Here is a 23005-nt window from a genome sequence, read left to right on the forward strand (position 1 = left end):
CGTATGGACCTGACTCTCCTCGCCATCGTCGGTGTGCTCGTCGTCGTCGCCGTGTCCGGCTTGTCGCCGCGGCTGGGCATCGCTGCGCCGTTGCTCCTGGTCGCCGCGGGTGTCGCGCTGTCGTACGCGCCGGGCGTACCGACGTTCGAGGTCGAACCCGAGATCATCCTCGCCGGGGTGCTGCCGCCCCTGCTCTACGCGTCCGCGGTGAACATGCCGATGCTGGACTTCCGCCGCGACCTGAAGTCGATCGGCGGGCTGTCAGTCGTCGTCGTGGCCGGTTCGGCGGTGCTGCTCGGGCTGATCTTCGACCGCATCATCCCCGACATCGGCCTGGCGGAGGGCATCGCGCTCGGAGCGGTCCTGAGCCCGACCGATGCCGTGGCCACCTCGATCGTCAAGCGCACCGGGGTCGCGCCCCGCCTCGTCACGGTGCTCGAGGGCGAGAGCATGCTCAACGACGCGTCCGCCCTGGTACTGCTTCGCTCGGCGATCGCGGCGACCGGCGTCACGGTGTCCCTGGGCGGCGTGGCCTGGGACTTCGTCGTCGCGGTGGTCGGCGCGGTCGCGATCGGTTGGGTCATCGGCCTGGTGAGCGTCGTCGTACGGTCACGGTTGTCCGACGCGACGCTCAACACCGCGCTCTCGTTCGTCGTGCCGTTTGCCGCGTACGCGCCGGCCGAGCACTTCGGGGTGTCCGGGCTCGTCGCGGTCGTGACGACCGGGCTGATCACGGGCTACCTCGGCCCGGAGGTCCTGCCCGCGCAGGCCAGGGGCGCCGAGACGGTCAACTGGAAGACGATCGCGTTCCTCCTTGAAGGCGGGGTCTTCCTTCTGGTCGGGCTCGAGGCGCCGGGGCTGGTGGAGGACTTCCAGGACGGTGACGGCGAGTGGGGGACGCTCGCGCTCGCGACGGTGATCGCTGTCGCGGTCCTGCTCGCCGTACGAGTCGTGTACGTCGTGATGCTCATCTTCGGCCTGCGCCAGGACATCGAGCAGACCGAGCGGCGGCTCCCGCGCGTTGACCGCATCGCCGAGACGCTCGGGACGCCACGGGGACAACAGATGCCGGAGCGTCGGCGCAAGCGCATCGAGATGATGGTGGAGCGAAGCCGCGCGGACCTCGCGTTCTACAAGAAGGAACGGCTCGGCTTCCGCGACGGAGCAGTCCTGACCTGGGCGGGCATGCGTGGCGTCGTCACGCTCGCCGCGGCCCAGACGCTGCCGTCGGACACCCCGCAGCGGCCACTGCTGATCCTGATCGCGTTCTCGGTCGCCGTGGCGACCCTGGTGATCCAGGGCGGAACCCTCAGCTGGGTTGTCCGCAGCCTGGGCGTGGAGGCCGACCGCGAAGGCCAACGGCGTGAGGAGCTGCTGGCCCTGGGTGAGATCCTCAACGACGTCGCCTCGTCGCGGTGCGACGACGCCGAGACCGAGGGCCTGGACGGAGCGCTCGTCGACCCGCTGGTGCTGACCGAGACGCGCAAGCAGAGCCGGCCCGACAAGTTCACTGCATGGGCTGGCACGGATGACGAGACCCGCTCCGAACGGCTGCGCGAATACCGCCGGCTCCGGCTGGCGATCCTCGCCGACCAGCGCGGCGCCCTGCTCGAGGCGAGGTCGACGGGGCGCTTCGACTCCACCGTGCTGGCTGCCGTCCTCAGTCGCGTCGACGCCGCAGAGATGTCGCTCAACCAGATCGAATGAGCTTCTCGATTTCACCTGTGCGCAACCTGGCGGGTCTAGCCTGAGACCGTGAACGAGCCACATCTGATCGTGCTCTTCGGTGCCACGGGCGATCTCGCCCGGCGCAAGCTGCTGCCCGGGCTGATGCACCTGCTGCAGTCGGGTCTCGTGCCCGACTCGCGGATCATCGGCGTCTCGCTCGACGAGCTCGACGACGAGTCGTTCAGGGCGTTCGCGGAGGAAGCCTGCCGTGAGTTCAGCCCGCGTACCGTCAAGGACGAGCAGTGGGCTGCCTTCGCGCCCAAGCTCTCGTACGTCAACGTCAAGGACGGGTCAGAGGCGCTGGCAAAGGCCGCAGCCGCGCACGAGGCCGAGCTCGGCGGCGAGCCGCGCCGCCTCCACTACCTGAGCGTCCCGCCGAAGTCAGCGCTCGACGTGGTGCACACGCTGCGTGACGCGCACCTGGTCGATCGCGCGCGCATCATCATGGAGAAGCCGTTCGGCACCGATCTCGCCAGCGCGAAGTCGCTCAACGCCCAGATCCACGAGGTCTTCGCCGAGGAGCAGATCTTCCGCATCGACCACTTCCTCGGCAAGGAGGCGGCCCTCAACATCCTGGCGTTCCGGTTTGCCAACGGGCTGTTCGAACCGATCTGGAACCGCAACTTCATCGACCACGTGCAGATCGACGTACCCGAGACGCTCTCCCTGGAGGGACGGTCGGGCTTCTACGAGGGCACCGGCGCGTTCAAGGACATGGTCGTCACGCATCTGTTCCAGGTGCTGGCGTTCATGGCGATGGAGCCGCCGACGTCGCTCGACTCCGACTCGATCAGCGAGGAGAAGAACAAGGTCTTCCGCTCGATGCTGCCGCTCGACCCCAAGCACGTCGTACGCGGTCAGTACGACGGCTACCGCGACGAACCGGGAGTGGCCGCCGACTCCGAGACCGAGACGTTCGTCGCGCTCAGGGCCGAGATCGACAACTGGCGCTGGGCCGGCGTGCCGTTCTTCCTGCGCACCGGCAAGAAGATGGCCGAAGGTGCCCGCATCATCTCGATCGCGTTCCGTGAACCGCCCAAGAGCATGTTCCCGACCGGTTCGGGTGTCGGGCTGTCCGGGCCCGACCACCTGACGTTCGACCTCGCGGACGCCTCGAAGATGTCGTTGTCGTTCTATGGCAAGCGTCCAGGTCCCGGCATGCGGCTCGACAAGCTCAGCATGCAGTTCGCGATGCAGGAGACCGAGCGGGCGGGCGACGTGCTGGAGGCGTACGAGCGGCTGATCCACGATGCTATGCGGGGCGAGCGCACGTTGTTCACGACGGCCGAGGGCATCGAGCGGTTGTGGGAGATCTCCGAGCCCCTGCTCGCCGATGCGCCACCCGTACGGCCCTATCCGTCGGCGACCTGGGGGCCCAACGCGGTGCACCAGCTGATCGCGCCCCGTGCGTGGCGGCTGCCGTTCGAGCGCAGCTGGCGCAAGCCCAACACGATGGCGGAGTAGCTACCAGTTCTTCTCCACCAGCCGGATCGCCTCGTCGACCGAGAGCCCCTGACGGCGGGCGATGCGAACGTACGTCTCGGCGGCCGCGTCTGCTTCGGCGTCGCCGATCCTGCGCGTGGCGATGAGCGTGCCGCCGCGGCCATGCGTCTCGATGATCCCGTCGGCCTCGAGCGCGCGGTAAGCCTTGGCGACGGTGTTGACGGCAAGGCCGAGATCGGTCGCGAGCCGTCGCACGGGCGGCAGCTTGTGCCCCGGTGAGAGCGTTCCCGTGGCAGCGCCTTCGGCGATCTGTCGACGTACCTGCTCGTACGGCGGCTCCGCGGCGTCGGCGTCGATCGTGACGAGGTCCATGTGTTCATTGTCGCGCGATGCGACGGCGCCGATGTCGTTGGCGGCAACTAGGCTGGAGAGCCTGATGACATCGCCATTCCCCGTGCCCCAAACCGCGGAGAAGAAGTCTGCCCAGGAGGCAGAAAAGAAACGTGCGCGCTCCGACATCCTGCTCGACGGGCTCAACGACGCGCAGCGCGAAGCGGTGTCACATCCCGGCGGTCCGCTCCTGGTCGTGGCGGGTGCCGGATCGGGCAAGACGCGGGTGCTGACCCGTCGCATCGCCTGGTTGATTGCCGCCCGAGGAGCCCATCCGGGGTCGATCCTGGCGATCACGTTCACCAACAAGGCCGCCGCCGAGATGCGCGAACGCGTCGCCGAGCTGGTGGGCCCGCGCGCCCGGATGATGTGGGTGTCGACGTTCCACTCCGCCTGCGTACGCATCCTGCGCCGCGAGGCGACGAAGTTCGGCTTCACCTCGACGTTCACGATCTACGACTCCGCCGACCAGCGTCGCCTCATGACGCAGGTGTGCCGCGACATGGATCTCGACCCCAAGCGGGTCAACCCCCGCGCGGTGCTCAACTGGATCTCCAACCTCAAGAACGAGCTCGTCGATCACGAGGCTGCTGCGGGCAAGGCGGCCAACCCGACCGAGGAGCTCTACGCCGAGGCCTACACGACCTATCAGGCGAGGCTCCGCGCCGCCAACGCGATGGACTTCGACGACCTGATCATGAACACGGTGCACCTGTTCCAGGGCTGGCCCGACGTCGCCGAGACCTACCGGCGCCGATTCCGGCACATCCTGGTCGACGAATATCAAGACACCAACCACGCGCAATACCAGCTGATCAAGGAGCTCACCGACGCCGACTCCGATCTGCTGGTCGTCGGCGACTCCGATCAGTCGATCTATGCGTTCCGCGGCGCCAACATCCGCAACATCCTCGAGTTCGAGGACGACTTCCCCAATGCACAGGCGATCCTGCTGGAGCAGAACTACCGCTCGACCCAGACGATCCTGTCGGCGGCCAATGCCGTGATCAGCCGCAACGCCGGCCGCAAGGACAAGCAGCTGTGGTCCGCCGAGGGCGATGGCGAAAAGATCGTCGGCTATGTCGGAGACGACGAGCGAGACGAGGCACAGTTCATCGCCGAGGAGATCGACAAGCTCTCCGACGAGGGCGACGTCGCCGCCAAGGACGTCGCGATCTTCTATCGCACCAATGCCCAAAGCCGCGTGTTTGAAGAAGTCTTCATCCGGGTCGGCCTGCCCTATCGCGTGGTCGGCGGAGTCAGGTTCTACGAACGCAAGGAGATCAAGGACGCGCTGGCCTACGTACGCGTCCTCGTCAACCCGCGCGACGCCGTGTCCCTCCGTCGCATTCTCAACGAGCCCAAGCGAGGCATCGGCGATCGCGCCGAGGCGGCGATCCAGCGTCTCGCCGACCGTCGCGAGATCAGCTTCTGGGAGGCGATGACCCGCGCCGACGAGGCCGATGACCTGGCGACGCGCTCCCTCAACGCGATCCAGGCGTTCACCCAGACGATGTCGGAGCTGATGGCGATGGCCGAGAGCGGTGCGCCTGCTGACGCCGTGCTCGAGGCAGCACTGACTCGCAGTGGCTACCTCGGTGCCCTCGAGCAGAGCACCGACCCGCAGGACGAGACCCGCGTCGAGAACCTCGCCGAGCTCGTCGCGGTGGCGCGCGAGTTCGTCGTGGGCGCCAGCACGATCGCCGATGACGCCGAGGCGGAGGCCGTCGCCGACGCCGCGGCCGATCTCGCACCCGGGTCGCTGTCGGCGTTCCTCGAACAGGTTGCACTGGTCGCCGACGCCGACCAGATCCCCGACGAGGGCGACGGCGTCGTCACCCTGATGACGCTGCACACCGCCAAGGGCCTGGAGTTCCCCGTCGTGTTCCTCACCGGACTCGAGGACGGCGTCTTCCCCCACATGCGATCGCTCGCCGACACCACCGAGCTCGAGGAGGAGCGCCGGCTCGCCTATGTCGGCATCACCCGGGCTCGTACCCGCCTCTACGTCACCCGCGCCCAGACCCGTGCCGCGTGGGGCGCGCCCTCCTACAACCCGCCATCACGCTTCCTCGACGAGCTGCCGGAGGCGCTGGTCGACTGGCGCCGGGTTGCTTCGTCACCGACGCAGTGGACTCCGAGCAGCCCCTCGGTCACGGCGCAGTCGTCGTTCCGTTCCACCAACGTGGCCGCGAGGTCCAAGCGCGCGACCCGCGAGGTCGTGTCGCTGTCACCCGGCGACCGGGTGTCGCACGACAGCTTCGGCCTCGGCACCGTGGTGGCGGTCGACGGTCAGGGCGACAAGGCCCAGGCATCGGTCGACTTCGGCTCCCAGGGCGTCAAACGTCTCCTCCTGAGATACGCCCCAGTCGAAAAGCTCTAACGCCCCCCGCGATTTGTGACCTTTAAGGCGTCATTCGTCGCGCATGGCGCCTCCAAGGTCACAAATTGCGGGCGATTTGGTGCCATTCGCGGCCGAGGTCCGGAGGATGGCCGCGGTATCCCCGCCGAGCCATGGCTTCATACACGCGCGCGACGATGGATGTCGGGTGGAGGAAGTCCGCGGCCGTGACGACGATGAGGATCCATCCGGCCGCTTCGATGCGTTCACGGCGAAGATGATCCTTCTGTCGCTGCGACGCGTCCCTCTCGTGGTGCCAACCGTCATGTTCGACGACGATGCGGAGATCCTCGATGACCAGGTCACCGCGTGCGAGCCAGCTGCCGTCCGGCGCGTGGACATCGACGTTGACGGCAGGCTCCGGCAAGCCCGCAGTCACGAGGAGAAGGCGTACGTCGGTCTCTCGGAACGAGTCGACGCGTTCACGGATCAGCATCGCCGCCTGTCGCGCGCGTACGACGCCGTCGAGGTGGCTCGAGACGACGTACTCGAGCAGGGTCTCGACGGTGGTGCTGCCGAGACGAACCAGTGCGTCGCCAGCACGCACCAGGTCGCGCAGACTCAAGATGGTGGCGCTGTCCACGAACGACCGGTCGGGCCCCAGGACCTCGATCCCGCGGATCTGAGATGAGCTGAGCCGGTGGCCGCGGCGATGTAGCACGATGTCGTGCTTGACCTGGCTGGCCTTGTTCGTCGAGAAGTGCACCGGCGCCGTTCGGCCGACATCCACTCCGTGCCACTGCAGGGCCGACACATGGCTGAGGATCGCATCTGCGGGCAGGGCGAGCGCGGCAGCGCGTACGCGGAGCTCGAACGTGAGCTCTGTCGTCTGCAGGCACCAGACCCCGCGATGCAGCGAGTGAAAATGCTTGCCGCGCAGCATCGACGGGCTCACGCCGGCTGCGCGTGCCTGGGCGGAGGTGAAGACGGTCCCGATCAGGGATGCAGGGATCGAAGGTGGCCGCGACATTCACCCACGGTCACCGAGCAGGCACCCTGACGCACGCGGTCCGCCGAAAGGTGTGGACAGACGTACGCGATGTGTTGCCTTGTGGGCGTCATCTGACGCGAATGACGCCTAGAGGGTCACAAATCGCGGGGGAGGGTTACGGGCGGACGCCGTGGGCCACGAGGGCGGTGTAGGGGTCGACCGGGCCGCCGCCACCGGGGTGCACCTCGAGGTGCAGGTGGGGACCGGTCACGTTGCCGGTGGAGCCGGTGTAGCCGATCACGTCACGCACGTCGACCTTCTGGCCGGGGTGGACGATGATGCGGCTCTGGTGGCAGTACCAGATGTCGGTGCCGTCCTCGAGCGTGATGATCGTGCGGTTGCCGTAGGCGCCTTCGTAGCCCGTCGACTTGACCGTGCCGCGGGCGACCGAGCTGATCGTCGAGCCCGAGGGTCCGGCGAAGTCGAGGCCGGTGTGCATGCGTGACCAGAGTCCGCTGCGCTGCCCGAAGCGGGCCGACAGGTGATAGCCCGTCACCGGGAGCACCCACTGGTTCTTGCGAGCCTCGGCTGACACCTTCTGGGTGTCGTTCTTGAGCTCGGTGATCGCGATGAGGTATTGCTCCGCCTGTGCCTTGCCCTGCTTGTCGAGGTTGCGGTCGAAGTCTCGGCTGACCTCGACACCATCGACCTCGTCGCCGGTGTAGGTCTCCGAGATCGTCTGGTAGTTGCTGGCCGACAGCGCGGAGCTGTCGACGTGGCCACCGACGACGGCAGAACCAAAACCAGCCATGATCAGCGCAAATGCGCCGGCCATGGCTGGGGTCAGACGGAAGGAGCGCTTCTTGGCGCGGCGCCTCTCGGCTACCCGCTTGCCACTCGTGGTGCGCTTCGGGGTCTCCTGGCGTACATCCAGTCGGCGTTTAGGCGCAGACGAAGACACGCAAAAACCTCCGAAATGGGGACAGCAGGACCCGACGAGCCTAGCCCACACGGGGGTTCGGACGAAACCGAATCCACACATTTGTTGTTTGCCACGCGGGAAAAGTCGACAAACTGTGACGACCTTCACCCTGAGCGCTCCGTGCGACGATGGGGCGTATGGCGAGGCAGCGCACGGTCGTGGGTGCCAACGGAGACGGCAAGAATGCGCTGACGGTCGCTCGTACGCTGCGCGACGAAGGTCATGAGGTCGTCCTCGTCGGGGGAGGCCAGACCGCCGAGCAGCTCGTCCGCGCGGCGCTCGCCGAGGACGCTGCCGAGCTCGTCGTCGCTGACGACGATGTCGACCTGGTCGAGCTGGAGTCCGTACGGCGGCGACTGGGCGCCGACGAGCTGCAGGTGACGGCCCGTGGTGTGACCGACCTGACACGTCAGGACCCCCGGTGAGCGGGTAGAGTCGCCACGCTCAATTTTTGTGGCCCATAGGCCGATATCTGAGCCAATCAGGACGTCAACAAAGGACGGACACACCGTGGATTTGATGGAATATCAGGCGAAGGAGCTCTTCGCCAAGCATGGCGTCACGACGACGCTCGGCATCGTCGTGCAGACGCCCGAGGAGGCCAAGGCCGCCGCTGAGCAGCTCGGCGGCGTGACCGTCGTCAAGGCGCAGGTCAAGGCCGGCGGCCGCGGCAAGGCCGGCGGCGTCAAGATCGCCAAGACGCCCGACGAGGCGTTCGAGCACGCGACCAACATCCTCGCGCTCGAGATCAAGGGCCTTCCCGTCAACCGCGTGCTGGTCACCCCGGCCACGCCGCCGATCGAGGAGTACTACTTCTCGTTCCTGCTCGACCGGTCCAACCGCAGCTACCTCTGCATCGCGAGCGTCGAGGGCGGTGTGGAGATCGAAGAGGTCGCCAAGACCAATCCCGAGGCCGTGCGCCAGATCCCGGTGGACGCCGGTGTCGGTGTCGACGAGGCCAAGGCCCGCGCGATCGTCGAGGAGGCGAAGTTCCCGGCCGAGCTCACCGAGCAGGCCGTGACGCTGGTCCAGGCACTGTGGAAGGTCTTCGTCGAGGAGGACGCGACGCTCGTCGAGGTCAACCCGCTCGCCCGTCTCGAGGGCGACAAGCTCGAGGCGCTCGACGGCAAGGTGTCGCTCGACGACAACGCGTCCGAGGTGCGTCACCCCGAGCACGAGGACTTCGTCATCCACGAGGAGGCGGACCCGCTCGAGGCCAAGGCCAAGGAGAAGGGCCTCAACTACGTCAAGCTCGACGGCGAGGTCGGCATCATCGGCAACGGTGCGGGGCTCGTCATGAGCACGCTCGACGTCGTCGCGTACGCCGGCGAGAACCACGGTGGCGTCAAGCCCGCCAACTTCCTCGACATCGGTGGAGGCGCCTCGGCGCAGGTCATGGCCGACGGCCTCGACGTCATCCTCGGTGACGAGCAGGTCAAGTCGGTGTTCGTCAACGTCTTCGGCGGCATCACGTCGTGTGACGCCGTGGCCAACGGCATCAAGGGCGCTCTCGAGCTCCTCGGTGACAGCGCCACGAAGCCGCTGGTCGTACGTCTCGACGGCAACAACGTCGACGAGGGCCGCGCGATCCTCAACGAGCTCAACCACCCGCTCGTGACCCAGGTCGAGACCATGGACGGTGCTGCCGACAAGGCTGCCCAGTTCGCACACGAAGGAGTCTGAGCATGTCGATTTTCCTCAACAAGGACTCCAAGGTCATCGTCCAGGGCATCACCGGCGGTGAGGGCTCCAAGCACACCGCCCGCATGCTCGCCGCCGGCACCCAGGTCGTCGGTGGCGTCAACGCCCGCAAGGCCGGCACGACCGTCGAGCACGTCGACGCGTCCGGCACCAAGATCGAGCTGCCCGTGTTCGGGTCGGTCGCCGAGGCCATCGAAAAGACGGGTGCCGACGTGTCGGTGGCGTTCGTGCCGCCGGCGTTCACCAAGGATGCCGTCGTCGAGGCCATCGATGCCGAGATCGGCCTCCTGGTGATCATCACCGAAGGTGTTCCGGTGCAGGACAGCGCCGAGTTCTGGGCCTACGCCCAGGGCAAGAAGACGCGCATCATCGGTCCCAACTGCCCCGGCATCATCACGCCGGGTGAGGCACTCGCAGGCATCACGCCGGCCAACATCGCCGGAACCGGTCCGATCGGCCTCGTCTCCAAGTCGGGCACGCTGACCTACCAGATGATGTTCGAGCTGCGCGACTTCGGCTTCTCGACCGCGATCGGCATCGGTGGTGACCCCATCATCGGTACGACGCACATCGACGCCCTCGAGGCGTTCGAGGCTGACCCCGACACCTTGGCGATCGTCATGATCGGCGAGATCGGTGGCGACGCCGAGGAGAAGGCAGCCGCCTACATCAAGGAGCACGTCACGAAGCCGGTCGTCGGCTACGTTGCCGGCTTCACCGCTCCCGAGGGCAAGACGATGGGCCACGCCGGCGCCATCGTGTCCGACGGTGCGGGCACGGCCCAGGGCAAGAAGGAAGCCCTCGAGGCCGCAGGCGTCAAGGTCGGCAAGACGCCGTCCGAGACCGCCGAGCTGATGCGAGCCATCTTGAAGGACATCTAGCCTCCGAGCAGCTCGCGTACCAAGCCCCTCTTCCGCCTGGCGGGAGAGGGGCTTGCTACTGCCCGATGAAGCGCAACCTTGCGCCCGCGCGGATCGCGAGGGCGTCGAACGTCTTCTGCGGAACGTCGTAGGCGCCGGTCGGCGTGAACGTGACCTGGGCGATGTCGCGGCCGCGACGCAGGATGGCGACCCGGAAGTAGGCGTTCCTGCCGTTGGAGACCTCGAGGCCGATGCGCCAGGTCTTGCCGGAGTAGGCGGCGGTCTTGACCGAGCTGCGCTGGTCGACGGTGGCCGACACCTTCTTCTCGGCGCAGTCCTCCACGCGGAGCGCGATCGTCTTGACGAACTCCTTGGCGAGCTTCTCGTTGGGGAAACGGGCCACCGTCTCGGCGACGCCGAACTCCTTGGGCAGGTCCTTGACCTGTGGGATCACGAACACCTTCGAGCGCGCCGTCGGGATCGCGGTGAAGTCGGCGGCGTCGCACTCGGTCGCCGCGGGATTGGTCTTGGAGGCGAACGCCGGGACCCCGACCCACACGCGGTCGATCTCGGCGATCGGCGGGAGGTCGACGATGCCGAGGAACGAGGGATCCTTGGTCGTACGGGGTGGCTCCGCGCGCATCACGGCGATCTGGTCGGTGCAGCGACCGCCGGTGTCGGCGCACAGGCGTGACACGGAGTCGTTGAGCGTACGGGCGAAGGCTTCGATCTCGGGTCCTTGCGCGCCGTCGATCTCGTGGACCAGTGTGCTGGTGACGTTGCCCGAGTGGCTGAAGCCGACCGTGAACGTACGCACGGGGGTGGACTGCGAACGCAGCAGCAGGATGCGGAAGTCGCCGGCCGGGCGCTGGACCGTGAACGAGTCGACGAGCTGCACGCGCGGGTGCTGGCAATCGGAGTACCACCGTACGAGGCGGCGATAGGCCTCATCGGCGATCTTGGCGCTGCGCGACACCTCGATGGACTGGGCGACGCGCTCCTTGCCCGCGCCGCTGGCGGAATAGGTGCGCACCAGCACCTTGAGCGGGTCGGTGTCGGAGAACCGCTTGGTGGGACAGGTGGCGTACGGGGTGGTGTTGTCGATGTCGTCATCGGTGTTGTCCACCGACCACTTGCGTTGGACGTCGAGCGCGTTGACCTGGGCGATCGTGAGGAGGTTGCCGCTGTCGATCTTCTCGGCGTCGAGCACGACGTCGGAGCGTTCGGCGCCGATCTTCTCGCGGTAGGGCAGTGACGCCCGGCTGTCGAGCGCTTCGCCCTCTGTCACGACGAACCCACCACCGACCACGAGCGCGATGGCGGTCGCGACCAGGATGACGGTGTTGCGCTGGCGTCCGCGCTTGGCCGCCTTGCGGATCGTCGCCGGTGAGGGCTCGGCGAACGACTCGGTGGCCTGGCCGAGCCCGTTCATGCGTCGCTCGATCTGGTCGATCGTCTGGCCGAGCTTGCCCTCGAGTGACGCCAGCGCGTTGGTGACGCTCTCGATGCCCTCCTCGGCGGGGAGGTTGACCTCGTTGGAGGCCTCTTCGAGGTCGGTGTTGCCCAGTGTCATGAGCACGATCAGCCGGCGGTCGGTGACCGACAGCTCGGCGAGGGCATCGAGCAGCTGGGTGTCGCTGTCCTCCTCGTGCCTGCGGCGCAGGGGGTGGGTGCCTCGGCTGATGCCGGTCAGCTTCCAGGCCTCGTTGCGGACGTACGCGAGCGCGTTGCCGTCGCGGATCTTGGACCAGTCACGCCAGGCCCGGCGATAGGCGTCGACGGTCGACTCGAACGCCACCTGTCGATCACCCGTGACGGCGTAGGTGACCTGCAGCGCTTGGCGGAAGGTCGAGGTGTAGAAGCTGTTGAACTCGTCGACGCGAGTCATGTCAGCCTCCCATTTCCCATGCGATCCAGCGTCCCGGCGTGCCTGTCTGCAACGCCGCAACTTTACAGGGAGGATGAAGTGGTGCCTGAGCCGTCCACACCGTCGTTCCTGAGGCCGGCGTTTCTCACGGCGCTCCTGGCGGCGCTCGGCTCGCTGGCGGTCGCCGCGGTGTTCGTGCTGGCTGCGCGTGGCTCGGCGGATCAGTCGTTCGCCGGTTTTGCCAGATCTGCCACGCGTACGTGGCTGGTCTCGCTCGGATCCGGCCTGGAGGCGGGTGACATCTCGCTGGGTCTGGTGCCGATCGGCGCGACGCTGATCTGCATCACCGTGGTCGCGCTGACCGCGAGCTGGATCGTCGTCGACCCGGTCGAGCTGCCGGCCTTTGCGGCGACCGCTGCGGGCGCGTCAGGGGTGATTGCCGGCATCGGCTCGGCTGCCTCCAACGCCGGCGACATCCACACCTCCGTCGTACGCGCAGCGGTCGGCGCATTCGTCGTCGGCGGCCTCGGGTCGGCGATCGGTGCGGCGCTGCGGCACCGGGCCACCGCCGACCTGTGGCCGACACCGAACGCCGACGTGCGCGCGGTCGTCCGGGCGTCCGTCCCCGGGGTGCTGGCGGTGCTGGCGGCGTCGGCGGTGATCGTCCTGGCTCTCCTGATCGTCCACATCGCACGGGCGGGTGACCTCTGGGCCGTGCTCGATCCAGGCTTCGGAGGCGGATTCGCGCTCGCACTGGGCTGCGTGCTCGCGATCCCGACACTGGTCCTCTGGACTGCGTCGGCGCTGATCGGGCCGGGCTTCGCGCTCGGCACCGACACCAGCGTCGACCTCTCGGGTGCTCATCTCGGCGAGGTGCCGGGCCTTCCCGTGCTGGCTGCACTTCCCGCGCCCGGACAGTTCGCCGGCTGGGTGTTCGTCCTCGGACTTGTCCCGCTGGCCGCCGGGGCGCTCGCCGGGTGGAAGGTTGATCCGGGTGAACGCGAGGACCTGCTGACCCGGGTCGGACTCGGCGCCGGGGCTGGTGGACTGGCCGGTCTCGTGCTGGGCCTGCTGATCGCCGTGTCGGGCGGCGCGGTCGGCCCCGGACGTATGGCCGATGCGGGGCCGCCGATGCTGACACCGCTGCTGGTCGCGGTACCCGTGATGGCGCTGGGCGGAGTCATCGGCGCGTTGCTCGGCCACTATCGTGGTGCCCGTGCCACACAGCCCGAGGACGCCAGCACGAGTCGTGGTCCTCGTCTCTGGAAGCGGCACCAACCTCCAAGCCCTGATCGACGCGTCGACGAGTCCTGACTACGGCGTCGAGATCGTCGCGGTCGGCTCCGACCGGCCGGGCATCCTCGCGCTCGAGCGTGCCGAGAAGCACGGCGTCGAGACGTTCGTCCTCGAGACGTCGTCGTACGCCGACCGCGCCTCCTGGGACATCGACCTGGCCGCGAAGGTCGAGGGCTTCGACCCGGACCTCGTCGTTCTGGCCGGTTTCATGAAGCTCGCGGGACCGGCGTTCCTCGCCCTCTTCGGCGGCCGCACTCTCAACACGCACCCGGCTCTGTCGCCGTCGTTCCCGGGGATGCACGGGCCGAGAGATGCGCTGGCGTACGGCGTCAAGATCACCGGCGCAACGTTGTTCGTCGTCGACGAGGGTGTCGACACCGGACCGATCGTCGCGCAGGTCGCCGTACCGGTGCTCGACGACGACGACGAGGACACCCTGCACGAACGCATCAAGGCCAGCGAACGCGCCATGCTGGTCGAGTGGGTCGGCAAGCTGGCGCGCGAAAATTTCCACATCGACGACCGGGCCGTGCGCCTCGGAGGAGCCCCCACATGACAACCCGTCCCCTCAAGCGAGCCCTGATCTCGGTCTATGACAAGACCGGACTCGACGAGCTTGCCCGTGACCTGCACGCCGCCGGCGTCTCGATCGTGTCGACCGGATCGACCGCCAAGACCATCGAGGCGGCGGGTGTTCCGGTGACACCTGTCGAACAGCTCACAGAGTTCCCCGAGTGCCTCGACGGACGGGTCAAGACCCTGCACCCCCGGGTGCACGCCGGCATCCTCGCCGACCTCCGGCTCGACTCCCACGTCGCGCAGCTCGCCGACCTGGGCATCGAGCCGTTCGACCTGGTCATCGTCAACCTCTACCCGTTCCGTGACACCGTGCTCTCCGGCGCGACCCCCGACGAGTGCGTCGAGCAGATCGACATCGGCGGACCGTCGATGGTTCGCGCCGCGGCCAAGAACCACCCCAGCGTGGCAGTTGTCGTCTCGCCGACCGCGTACGACGAGGTGCGGGCGGCTCTGGCCGCCGGCGGCTTCACGATGGAGCAGCGCAAGCGACTCGCGGCCCAGGCCTTCGCCCACACCGCGGCATACGACGTCGCCGTCGCATCCTGGTTCGCCTCCGCCTATGCGCCGTCAGAGGACGGATGGCCCGAGTTCACGGGTGCGACGTGGGACAAGTCCGCCGTGCTGCGCTACGGCGAGAACCCGCACCAGCCGGCCGCGCTCTACCAGCACTGGCGCGGGGGCCTGGCCGCTGCCGAGCAGCTGCACGGCAAGGAGATGTCCTACAACAACTACGTCGACACCGATGCCGCGCGCCGGGCCGCGTACGACTTCGATCGTCCGGCCGTTGCGATCATCAAGCACGCGAATCCCTGCGGCATCGCGGTCGGTGCGGATGTCGCCGAGGCGCACGCCCGCGCCCACGACTGCGACCCGGTCTCGGCGTTCGGTGGCGTCATCGCCGCCAACCGCCCGGTCAGCGTGGCCATGGCCGAGCAGGTCGCCGAGGTGTTCACCGAGGTCATCGTGGCCCCCGACTACGAGCCCGGCGCCGTCGAGGTGCTGCAGGGCAAGAAGAACATCCGCATCCTCCGTGTCCCGGCGGACGCGCATGCAGACCCGATCGAGTTCCGCGGCATCAGCGGGGGAGTGCTCGTGCAGCGCGTCGACCACGTCGACGCGGAAGGCGACGACCCCACGACCTGGACCCTGGTCGCCGGCGCACCGGCCGACGAGGAGACCCTCGCCGATCTGGCCTTCGCGTGGACGGCGTGCCGCGCCGTGAAGTCCAACGCGATCCTGCTCGCCAAGGACGGCGCTTCGGTCGGCGTCGGCATGGGACAGGTCAACCGCGTCGACTCGTGCAAGCTGGCCGTCGAGCGGGCGGGCGCCGAGCGGGCCACCGGCTCGGTCGCCGCATCGGACGCGTTCTTCCCGTTCCCCGACGGACCCGAGATCCTGATGGCCGCCGGCGTACGCGCGATCGTGCAGCCCGGCGGATCCATCCGTGACGACTCGGTCATCGAGGCCGCCAACGCCGCGGGCGTCACGATGTACGTCACCGGCACCCGGCACTTCTTCCACTAGCCATGTCTGAACGCATGCTGGGGGCGCTGCTGGTCGCGGCATCCGCTGCTGCGTTCGGATCGATGGCGCTGTTCGGCAGGTGGGCACAGGAGTCGGGGGCGACGACCCCCGGGCTGATCCTGGTGAGATTCGTCCTGGCGGCAGTCATCCTCGTCGGGTTCATGCGGGTGCGCGACATCTCGTTTCCTCCCACTCGTCAGTGGGTGCCGATCGCCGCGATGGGTGGCTTTGGGTACGTCGGCCAGGCCTACTGCTACTTCCTGGCGCTGGAGCATGCCGACGCGAGCCTGGTGGCCCTGCTGCTGTACCTCTACCCGGCGTTCGTGGCGATCCTCGCGGCGATCTTCCTGCGTGAACGGATCGGTCTGGTCACCGCCGCAGCCCTGGTCCTTGCGCTGGCGGGGACGGCGCTGGTGGTCGGTGGTGGATCTGGCCGGCCACTCGGGATCGCCCTCGGGATCGGTGCCGCGATCGTCTACTCGATCTACATCACGGTGGGGGCGGTGGTCACCCGCGGTCTTGACGCAATCGCCGTGTCGACGGTCGTGTGCATTGCGGCTGCCGGGTCGAGTGCGCTGATCGTCGCGGTCCTGCTCCTCACGGGTCACGACGTGTCGGTTGCCGGGTCGCCCCGCGGCTGGGTGTCGCTCGGTGCCATCGCGGTCGTGTGCACGGCGGTGGCGATCCTCGCGTTCTTCGCGGGACTGCGCCTGCTCGGTCCGACCTCGACCTCGGTGCTGTCGACCCTCGAGCCCGTCGTCACGGTCGGCCTCGCGACGACGCTGTTGGGCGAGTCGCTCGGTGCCGTGCAAGCGATCGGCGCTGCCCTCGTACTGGCCGCCGTGATCTGGCTGGCCCTGAGCCAACGCCCGGCTCCCGCCGAGGTCCCGCCGGTATGAGTCATCCGCTGGCTGAGCTGATCGCCTCAGCCGCTGACGGCTCCTTCCCGCCGGTCGACGGCGGATGGCATCGCGTGCCGGTATGGCGCGCGGGACTGGAAGCGGTTGTCGCCTTCACGGGTCACGCCGTGATGGCGGTGGAGCCGGGGGTCAGCGACACACGACTGGTCGAGCTGGGAGCCGACGGTTTCGGTGGGGCCCATGACCCCCGGCTCCTGATCGATCTTGCTGGACCTGACGGCTGGATCGACAGCTTGGACGTCTTGATGGTGGCAAAGGGAACGGGGAAAGGATCCAGACTCGTGTCCAGACCCGATCTGGCGTCTCATCCCCGCGCACAGCTCGCAGCCAGGCTGCGCGACGATGTCGTCGTCCTCGGGTACGCGGATCGTGCCCCAACCACGATCGTGCTGCTGAGCCGAGGCATTGCAGGACTTTCCGAGCTCAGTTTTGAGGTCGATGCCGAGCTGCGTGGCGGTGCTGGCGCAGGCATCATCCGCGAGGCGCTGGACGAGGTCCCTGCTGGGAGACTCGTCGTCGCCGCCTGTGCTCCGGGAAATGCCGCCAGTCTGCGATCGCTCGTGGCTGGCGGCTTCAAGCCGATCGGATCGATCCAGCTGTTCTGCAGAACCGGTCTAGGTGGCGGGTAGTCCGAGCCCTTCGAGCACCAGTGCGCCGGAGAGGTCAGCGAGTGAGGCGCCGGGCAGGGCGAGCTTGGAGCGACGCATGCCGCTGCCCAGCAGCACCCACGGCTGCTCGATCACGGCGGAGTCCACCAGGATCGGCCAGCCTGCCGGTACGCCGACGGGCGTGATGCCGCCGTACTCCATCCCGGTCTCCGACACCGCCCAGTCCTGGGGTGCGAACGAGATCTTGCGCACGTCGATCGTGCGACGGACCAGGCCGTTGACGTCGGCGCGGGAGTTGGCGAGGACGACGCAGGCCGCTGCGCGCTGCTCGCCGCTGCGCTTGCCGAGCACGACGACGCAGTTGGCCGAGACCTCCGGGGGTATGTCGTGCTCGGCCGCGAGCGACGCGGTGTCGGCGAGGGCAGGGTCGATCGCGACCGTATGAGCGTGCTCCGCAACGCCGGGCAGGGCCCTGAGCGCATCCGCGACCGGGGGCGCGAGCAATGACAGGTCGGCAGGCCCGAGCTCCAGCGTGCCGAGGGTGACGGTCATGACGAAATGGTACGAGCGCCGTGAAAGACTCGTGTCGTGACTGCGCAGATCCTCGACGGCAAGGCGGCCGCCGCCGCGATCAAGACCGAGCTCCGCGAGCGGGTGAGCGCACTGGCGGCCCGGGGTGTCGTACCGGGACTCGGCACGATCCTGGTCGGCGACGACCCGGGAAGCCAGTGGTACGTCAACGGCAAGCACAAGGACTGTGCCGAGGTCGGCATCAACTCGATCCGCATCGACCTGCCCGAGACCGCGACCCAGGCCGATGTCGAGGCGGCGGTCGACCAGCTCAACGCCGATCCCGCCTGCACGGGCTACATCGTGCAGCTGCCACTGCCCAAGGGCCTTGACGAGAACGCCGTGATCGGGCGCATCGACCCGGCCAAGGACGCCGACGGCCTGCACCCCACCAATCTCGGCTGGCTCGTGCTGGGCAAGGAGGCGCCGCTGCCGTGCACACCGCGCGGCATCATCGAGCTCCTGCGTCGCCACGACGTACCCATCGCCGGCCAGCACGTCGTGGTCGTCGGCCGCGGCATCACGGTCGGACGCCCGATGGGCCTGCTGCTGACCCGTCGCAGCGAGAACGCCACCGTGACGCTCTGCCACACCGGCACCCGTGACCTCGGCGCCGAGGTGCGTCGAGCCGACATCGTCATCGCCGCGGCCGGCGTACCGGGCATCATCTCCGCCGACATGGTCAAGCCCGGCGCCGCGCTGCTCGACGTCGGCGTGAGCCGCGACGAGACCGGCATCGTCGGTGACGTCGATCCTGCGGCCCACGAGGTGGCCGGCTGGATCTCACCCAACCCGGGCGGAGTGGGCCCGATGACCCGCGCAATGCTGCTGTCGAACGTCGTCGACACGGTCGAGCGGCTCACCCCGTGAAGGGTCCTCGCAGCCGCGGGTCACAGATCTATCTGGTGCAGCTGCTCGTCGTGCTCGTGGGGCTCGGGATGGTCGTGGCCGGTCCGTGGCGCGGAGGTGTTGCGGTGGTCGGCAGCGCTTTCATCCTCGGCGCGGTCTCCCGTTCGGTCGTGCCGGTGAGCCACACGGGCATGCTCCGCGTACGAGGCAAGTTCTTCGACATGCTCTGGATGACGCTGCTCGGCGTCGCACTCATCGTGCTGGCTCTGGTCATCCCCGACCAACCAGGCCGCTGACCCCCAACCCCCAACCGCCCAGATTTGATCGAAAATGGCCCGTTCTCATCACGAGAACGGGCCATTTTCGATCAAATCTGGGCAGGTAAGCCCTTGGATCAAGCCTTAGATCAGGCCGAGCTCCTTGACGGCGTCGCGCTCCTCGATGAGCTCGGCGGCGGTGGCGTCCATGCGGGCGCGGGAGAACTCGTCGATCTCCAGGCCCTGGACGATCGACCAGTCGCCGTCCTTGGTCGTGACGGGGAACGAGTAGATCAGGCCCTCGGGGACGTCGTACGAACCGTCCGACACGACAGCCATCGACGCCCAGTCACCCTCGGGCGTGCCGAACAGCCAGTCATGTGCGGCGTCGATCGTGGCCGAGGCAGCGGACGCCGCCGACGACGAACCGCGTGCCTCGATGATCGCGGCGCCGCGCTTGGCGACGGTCGGGATGAAGTCGTTCTCGATCCAGGCCTGGTCGTTGACCGTCTCGGCGGCGTTCTTGCCGCCGACCTCGGCGTGGAAGATGTCGGGGTACTGGGTCGCCGAGTGGTTGCCCCAGATCGTCATCTTCTTGATGTCGGTGACGCTGGCACCGGTCTTGGCAGCGAGCTGCGAGATGGCGCGGTTGTGGTCGAGACGGGTCAGGGCGCTGAAGCGCTCCTTGGGGATGTCGGGCGCGTTGCTCATGGCGATCAGCGCGTTGGTGTTGGCCGGGTTGCCCGTGACACCGATGCGTACGTCGTCTGCCGCGACCTTGTTGAGCGCCTTGCCCTGGGCCGTGAAGATCGCGCCGTTGGCCTCAAGGAGGTCACCGCGCTCCATGCCCGGTCCGCGGGGGCGGGCGCCGACGAGGAGGGCGAGGTTGACACCGTCGAAGATCTTTTCGGCGTCATCGCCGATCTCGACGCCGGCGAGCGTCGGGAACGCGCAGTCGTCGAGCTCCATGACGACACCTTCGAGCGCCTTCAGGGCCGGCGTGATCTCGAGCAGCTGGAGCTGGATCGGGGTGTCCGGCCCGAGCAGCGATCCGCTGGCGAGTCGAAAAAGCAAGCTGTAGCCGATCTGACCGGCAGCTCCGGTGACGGCGACCTTGACGGGGGTTGTGCTCACGAATGTGCTCCTTGGTGCATGGGGGACTCAATCGAAAATAGCCCACCGTCGCAGGGTGACTTCGTGCGGGTCGGTACCCCAATCTTGAATGATTCCAGAAAGGATGGTTCGATGTGGGCATGCTCGTTGCCGAGGACCCCATCGCGCTGCTGCGCGACGCAGGTCTTCGCGTCACGCGCCCCCGCGTCGCGGTGATCACGGCGCTCTCCAAGGCTCCGCACTCCGACGTCGACCGCATCGCCGCGGACGTACGAGCCGAGCTCGGCGCCGTCTCGACACAGGCCGTCTATGACGTGCTGCGTGCACTGACCGAGGTCGGCCTCGCCCGTCGGATCGAGCCTGCCGGCTCGGCCGCGCTGTTCGAGATGCGCGTCGGCGACAACCACCACCACGTCGTGTGCCGACAGTGCGGCGCGGTTGCCGACGTCGACTGCGCACACGGCAGCGCTCCCTGTCTCACGGCATCGGACGATCACGGATTCGTGATCGACGAGGCCGAGGTGACGTACTGGGGCATCTGCCCTGACTGCGCCACCACTGCACTTCACCCATCCAGCTGATCCGGAACCCTCTGTTTCCCCGAAAGGAAGCCACATGACTGAGAACCACGACGCCGTCGTAGGCGACATGAATGACGAGACGAACGAGGGCCAGGGTCAGTGTCCCGTCTCGCACGGCGGACGGGTGCACCCGACCGAGGGCTCGGCCAACCAGGAGTGGTGGCCCAACCAGCTCAACCTCAAGATCCTGCGCAAGCACACCGACGTCGCCAACCCGATGGACGCCGACTTCGACTACGCCGCGGCGTTCAACACCCTCGACCTCGACGCCGTGCGCGCCGATCTTGCGGCCCTCATGACCGACTCGCAGGACTGGTGGCCGGCAGACTTCGGCCACTACGGACCGTTCTTCATCCGCATGGCGTGGCACAGCGCGGGCACCTACCGTGTGCGCGACGGTCGTGGCGGTGCCGGTGCCGGTATGCAGCGCTTCGCCCCGCTCAACAGCTGGCCCGACAACGGCAACCTCGACAAGGCACGCCGCCTGCTCTGGCCCATCAAGAAGAAGTACGGCGCCGCCATCTCGTGGGCTGACCTGATGATCCTGACGGGCAACGTCGCTCTGGAGACCATGGGCTTCAAGACGTTCGGCTTCGCCGGCGGTCGTCCCGACGTGTGGGAGCCGGACGAGGACGTCTACTGGGGACCCGAGGACGAGTGGCTCGGCGGCGACAAGGGCGGCGAGCAGCGCTACACCGGCGACCGCGAGCTGGAGAACCCCCTCGCCGCCGTCCAGATGGGCTTGATCTACGTGAACCCGGAGGGTCCTGAAGGCAACCCGGATCCGCTCGGTTCCGCGCGCGACATCCGCGAGACCTTCAAGCGCATGGCGATGAACGACGAGGAGACCGTCGCGCTGATCGCCGGTGGCCATACGTTCGGCAAGGCGCACGGGGCGGCTGATCCCCAGCAGTACGTCGGCCCGGAGCCCGAGGGCGCCCCGATCGAGGAGCAGGGGCTCGGTTGGAAGCAGTCGTTCGGCAGCGGCAAGGGCCGTGACGTCATCACCAGCGGCCTCGAGGTCACCTGGACTGCAACCCCGACGACCTGGGACAACAGCTTCTTCGAGACGCTGTTCGCGCACGAGTGGGAGCTCACCAAGAGCCCCGCCGGCGCGCATCAGTGGCAGCCCAAGGACGGTGCCGCGGCCAACACGGTGCCCGATCCGCAGGACGGTTCGCTGTCGCGTCCGCCGACGATGCTGACGTCGGACCTCGCGCTGCGCTTCGACCCGATCTATGAGCCGATCTCGCGTCGCTTCCTCGAGAACCCCGATCAGCTCGCCGACGCGTTCGCGCGTGCCTGGTACAAGCTGACGCACCGCGACATGGGACCGATCCAGCGCTACCTCGGCCCCCTGGTCCCGCAGGAGGAGCTGCTCTGGCAGGATCCGCTCCCCGCTGGCGGCGTGGCGCTCTCGGCCGCTGACGTCACCGAGCTCAAGGCGCAGATCCTCGCCTCGGGCCTGACGGTCTCGCAGCTCGTGTCAACGGCGTGGGCGGCGGCATCGTCGTTCCGCATCAGCGACAAGCGTGGTGGCGCCAACGGTGCGCGCATCCGTCTTGAGCCGCAGAACGGCTGGGAGGTCAACAACCCCGACCAGCTCGCGACGGTGCTGCGTACGCTCGAGGGCGTTCAGCAAGCCTTCGGCAAGGGCGTCTCGCTCGCCGACGTGATCGTCGCCGGCGGCGCAGCTGCGATCGAGAAGGCGGCCAAGGATGCCGACCACGACGTCACCGTGCCGTTCACCCCGGGTCGCACGGATGCCACCCAGGAGCAGACCGATGTCGAGTCCTTCGCGGCGCTCGAGCCGGTGGCCGACGGATTCCGCAACTACTACGGCAAGGGCAACCGCCTTCCCGCGGAGTACCTGCTGATCGACAAGGCCAACCTGCTCAACCTCAGCGCACCTGAGATGACGGTGCTGGTCGGCGGACTCCGCGTACTGCAGGCCAACTACGACAACTCGAACGTTGGTGTGCTGACCGACAGGCCGGGAGCGTTGACGAACGACTTCTTCGCCAACCTGCTCGACCTCGGTACGACGTGGACGGCAACATCAGCCGACTCCTCGACGTACGAGGCGCGAGATACCTCGGGTGCCGTGAAGTGGACGGGCAGCCGTGCTGACCTGGTGTTCGGCTCCAACTCCGAGCTGCGCGCGATCGCCGAGGTGTACGCCAGCGACGATGCGGCCGGCAAGTTCGTGAACGACTTCGTGGCCGCGTGGGCCAAGGTCATGGACCTCGACCGGTACGACGTCGGCTAAGGCCGCTGGCGGCCGTGCCCCACGGCGCGCCAGCGAAGCGTGAGCGCGTCACGCCGAAGGCGTCAGACTGCGAGGCGGGGTGAGGTGCGTTCCCAAAGCTGGGAGCACCACTCACCCCGCCTCGCTTCGCTCACAG

General features: G+C 67.9%; 22 protein-coding genes. 15 read left to right on the plus strand and 7 right to left on the minus strand.

Annotation, left to right across the window (positions count from 1 at the left end):
- Positions 1-3 precede the first annotated feature (3 nt).
- Together ABD683_RS12645 and zwf are read left to right on the plus strand one after the other, a co-directional pair.
- The gene (locus ABD683_RS12645; RefSeq protein ID WP_344770309.1) at positions 4-1707 is read left to right on the plus strand and encodes a cation:proton antiporter; all 1704 of its coding nucleotides are present in this window, start codon (positions 4-6) and stop codon (positions 1705-1707) included.
- Positions 1708-1755: 48 nt separating this feature from the next.
- On the plus strand, positions 1756-3192 hold the full coding sequence (zwf, locus tag ABD683_RS12650; RefSeq protein WP_344770310.1) for a glucose-6-phosphate dehydrogenase: 1437 nt from the start codon (positions 1756-1758) through the stop codon (positions 3190-3192).
- Here zwf and ABD683_RS12655 read toward each other — a convergent pair whose 3' ends face one another.
- Positions 3193-3543 (minus strand): GntR family transcriptional regulator, encoded by a 351-nt coding sequence (locus ABD683_RS12655; RefSeq protein WP_344770311.1) that lies wholly within the window; start codon positions 3541-3543, stop codon positions 3193-3195.
- A gap of 64 nt (positions 3544-3607) precedes the next feature.
- Here ABD683_RS12655 and pcrA point away from each other — a divergent pair, with 64 nt between their 5' ends.
- Positions 3608-5944 (plus strand): DNA helicase PcrA, encoded by a 2337-nt coding sequence (gene pcrA / locus ABD683_RS12660; protein WP_344770312.1) that lies wholly within the window; start codon positions 3608-3610, stop codon positions 5942-5944.
- A 58-nt stretch (positions 5945-6002) separates the two neighbouring features.
- Here the strand turns inward: pcrA and ABD683_RS12665 are convergent, their stop codons facing one another.
- Together ABD683_RS12665 and ABD683_RS12670 are read right to left on the minus strand one after the other, a co-directional pair.
- Positions 6003-6932, minus strand: coding sequence for a hypothetical protein (locus ABD683_RS12665; RefSeq protein WP_344770313.1), 930 nt, complete (start codon positions 6930-6932; stop codon positions 6003-6005).
- 136 nt (positions 6933-7068) lie between these two features.
- Complete coding sequence (locus ABD683_RS12670; protein ID WP_344770314.1) at positions 7069-7854, minus strand: M23 family metallopeptidase; 786 nt, start codon at positions 7852-7854, stop codon at positions 7069-7071.
- A gap of 158 nt (positions 7855-8012) precedes the next feature.
- Here ABD683_RS12670 and ABD683_RS12675 point away from each other — a divergent pair, with 158 nt between their 5' ends.
- The 3 genes from ABD683_RS12675 (at position 8013) to sucD (ending at position 10457) form a co-directional block, all read left to right on the plus strand.
- Positions 8013-8300, plus strand: a complete 288-nt coding sequence (locus ABD683_RS12675) for a hypothetical protein (RefSeq protein WP_344770315.1) — start codon at positions 8013-8015, stop codon at positions 8298-8300.
- An 85-nt stretch (positions 8301-8385) separates the two neighbouring features.
- Positions 8386-9558 carry an ADP-forming succinate--CoA ligase subunit beta gene (gene sucC / locus ABD683_RS12680; RefSeq protein WP_344770316.1) on the plus strand — a complete coding sequence of 391 codons (1173 nt, stop codon included), beginning with the start codon at positions 8386-8388 and terminating at the stop codon, positions 9556-9558.
- A gap of 2 nt (positions 9559-9560) precedes the next feature.
- Positions 9561-10457: a succinate--CoA ligase subunit alpha gene (sucD, locus tag ABD683_RS12685; protein WP_344770317.1), complete on the plus strand. Its 897-nt coding sequence runs from the start codon at positions 9561-9563 to the stop codon at positions 10455-10457.
- A 55-nt stretch (positions 10458-10512) separates the two neighbouring features.
- Here the strand turns inward: sucD and ABD683_RS12690 are convergent, their stop codons facing one another.
- Positions 10513-12324: a SigE family RNA polymerase sigma factor gene (locus ABD683_RS12690; protein WP_344770318.1), complete on the minus strand. Its 1812-nt coding sequence runs from the start codon at positions 12322-12324 to the stop codon at positions 10513-10515.
- Between the two features lie 81 nt (positions 12325-12405).
- Between ABD683_RS12690 and ABD683_RS12695 the strand changes: the two genes are divergently transcribed.
- The 4 genes from ABD683_RS12695 to ABD683_RS12710 are packed head-to-tail and all read left to right on the plus strand — an operon-like array spanning position 12406 to position 16601.
- Positions 12406-13617: a cell division protein PerM gene (locus tag ABD683_RS12695; protein ID WP_344770319.1), complete on the plus strand. Its 1212-nt coding sequence runs from the start codon at positions 12406-12408 to the stop codon at positions 13615-13617.
- Positions 13553-14155, plus strand: coding sequence for a phosphoribosylglycinamide formyltransferase (gene purN / locus ABD683_RS12700; RefSeq protein WP_344770320.1), 603 nt, complete (start codon positions 13553-13555; stop codon positions 14153-14155). Before ABD683_RS12695 ends, purN begins: the two co-directional genes overlap by 65 nt.
- A complete protein-coding gene (gene purH, locus ABD683_RS12705) occupies positions 14152-15702 on the plus strand; it encodes a bifunctional phosphoribosylaminoimidazolecarboxamide formyltransferase/IMP cyclohydrolase (protein WP_344770321.1) in 1551 nt (516 codons plus the stop codon). Before purN ends, purH begins: the two co-directional genes overlap by 4 nt.
- 2 nt (positions 15703-15704) lie before the next feature.
- Positions 15705-16601 carry a DMT family transporter gene (locus tag ABD683_RS12710; RefSeq protein WP_344770322.1) on the plus strand — a complete coding sequence of 299 codons (897 nt, stop codon included), beginning with the start codon at positions 15705-15707 and terminating at the stop codon, positions 16599-16601.
- Between the two features lie 26 nt (positions 16602-16627).
- Here the strand turns inward: ABD683_RS12710 and ABD683_RS12715 are convergent, their stop codons facing one another.
- Positions 16628-16804, minus strand: a complete 177-nt coding sequence (locus ABD683_RS12715; protein WP_344770323.1) for a hypothetical protein — start codon at positions 16802-16804, stop codon at positions 16628-16630.
- Between the two features lie 99 nt (positions 16805-16903).
- Here ABD683_RS12715 and ABD683_RS12720 point away from each other — a divergent pair, with 99 nt between their 5' ends.
- Positions 16904-17251 carry a hypothetical protein gene (locus ABD683_RS12720; RefSeq protein ID WP_344770324.1) on the plus strand — a complete coding sequence of 116 codons (348 nt, stop codon included), beginning with the start codon at positions 16904-16906 and terminating at the stop codon, positions 17249-17251.
- On the opposite strand, the gene ABD683_RS12725 is transcribed toward ABD683_RS12720, so the two are convergent.
- The gene (locus tag ABD683_RS12725) at positions 17237-17782 is read right to left on the minus strand and encodes a YbaK/EbsC family protein (RefSeq protein ID WP_344770325.1); all 546 of its coding nucleotides are present in this window, start codon (positions 17780-17782) and stop codon (positions 17237-17239) included. The genes ABD683_RS12720 and ABD683_RS12725 overlap by 15 nt on opposite strands.
- 36 nt (positions 17783-17818) lie before the next feature.
- On the opposite strand from ABD683_RS12725, the gene ABD683_RS12730 reads away from it, so the two are divergent.
- Positions 17819-18670, plus strand: coding sequence for a bifunctional methylenetetrahydrofolate dehydrogenase/methenyltetrahydrofolate cyclohydrolase (locus ABD683_RS12730; protein ID WP_344770326.1), 852 nt, complete (start codon positions 17819-17821; stop codon positions 18668-18670).
- Positions 18667-18945 (plus strand): DUF3017 domain-containing protein, encoded by a 279-nt coding sequence (locus ABD683_RS12735; protein WP_344770327.1) that lies wholly within the window; start codon positions 18667-18669, stop codon positions 18943-18945. The genes ABD683_RS12730 and ABD683_RS12735 overlap by 4 nt, the downstream gene beginning before the upstream one ends.
- Before the next feature lie 105 nt (positions 18946-19050).
- On the opposite strand, the gene ABD683_RS12740 is transcribed toward ABD683_RS12735, so the two are convergent.
- Positions 19051-20040: a malate dehydrogenase gene (locus tag ABD683_RS12740; protein WP_344770328.1), complete on the minus strand. Its 990-nt coding sequence runs from the start codon at positions 20038-20040 to the stop codon at positions 19051-19053.
- 119 nt (positions 20041-20159) lie between these two features.
- Between ABD683_RS12740 and ABD683_RS12745 the strand changes: the two genes are divergently transcribed.
- Positions 20160-20600, plus strand: coding sequence for a Fur family transcriptional regulator (locus ABD683_RS12745; RefSeq protein WP_344770329.1), 441 nt, complete (start codon positions 20160-20162; stop codon positions 20598-20600).
- Between the two features lie 34 nt (positions 20601-20634).
- Complete coding sequence (katG, locus tag ABD683_RS12750; RefSeq protein ID WP_344770330.1) at positions 20635-22869, plus strand: catalase/peroxidase HPI; 2235 nt, start codon at positions 20635-20637, stop codon at positions 22867-22869.
- Positions 22870-23005 lie beyond the last annotated feature (136 nt).

The organism is Aeromicrobium panaciterrae, assembly GCF_039537165.1.
Lineage (GTDB): Bacteria > Actinomycetota > Actinomycetes > Propionibacteriales > Nocardioidaceae > Aeromicrobium > Aeromicrobium panaciterrae.

Coding starts and splice junctions, on each gene's coding strand:
- ABD683_RS12645 (WP_344770309.1), top strand. CDS start 4: ATGGACCTGACTCTCCTCGCCATCGTCGGTGTGCTCGTCGTCGTCGCC.
- ABD683_RS12655 (WP_344770311.1), bottom strand. CDS start 3,543: ATGGACCTCGTCACGATCGACGCCGACGCCGCGGAGCCGCCGTACGAG.
- pcrA (WP_344770312.1), top strand. CDS start 3,608: ATGACATCGCCATTCCCCGTGCCCCAAACCGCGGAGAAGAAGTCTGCC.
- ABD683_RS12665 (WP_344770313.1), bottom strand. CDS start 6,932: ATGTCGCGGCCACCTTCGATCCCTGCATCCCTGATCGGGACCGTCTTC.
- ABD683_RS12675 (WP_344770315.1), top strand. CDS start 8,013: ATGGCGAGGCAGCGCACGGTCGTGGGTGCCAACGGAGACGGCAAGAAT.
- sucD (WP_344770317.1), top strand. CDS start 9,561: ATGTCGATTTTCCTCAACAAGGACTCCAAGGTCATCGTCCAGGGCATC.
- ABD683_RS12690 (WP_344770318.1), bottom strand. CDS start 12,324: ATGACTCGCGTCGACGAGTTCAACAGCTTCTACACCTCGACCTTCCGC.
- purH (WP_344770321.1), top strand. CDS start 14,152: ATGACAACCCGTCCCCTCAAGCGAGCCCTGATCTCGGTCTATGACAAG.
- ABD683_RS12710 (WP_344770322.1), top strand. CDS start 15,705: ATGTCTGAACGCATGCTGGGGGCGCTGCTGGTCGCGGCATCCGCTGCT.
- ABD683_RS12715 (WP_344770323.1), bottom strand. CDS start 16,804: ATGGGCCCCACCGAAACCGTCGGCTCCCAGCTCGACCAGTCGTGTGTC.
- ABD683_RS12725 (WP_344770325.1), bottom strand. CDS start 17,782: ATGACCGTCACCCTCGGCACGCTGGAGCTCGGGCCTGCCGACCTGTCA.
- ABD683_RS12745 (WP_344770329.1), top strand. CDS start 20,160: ATGCTCGTTGCCGAGGACCCCATCGCGCTGCTGCGCGACGCAGGTCTT.
- katG (WP_344770330.1), top strand. CDS start 20,635: ATGACTGAGAACCACGACGCCGTCGTAGGCGACATGAATGACGAGACG.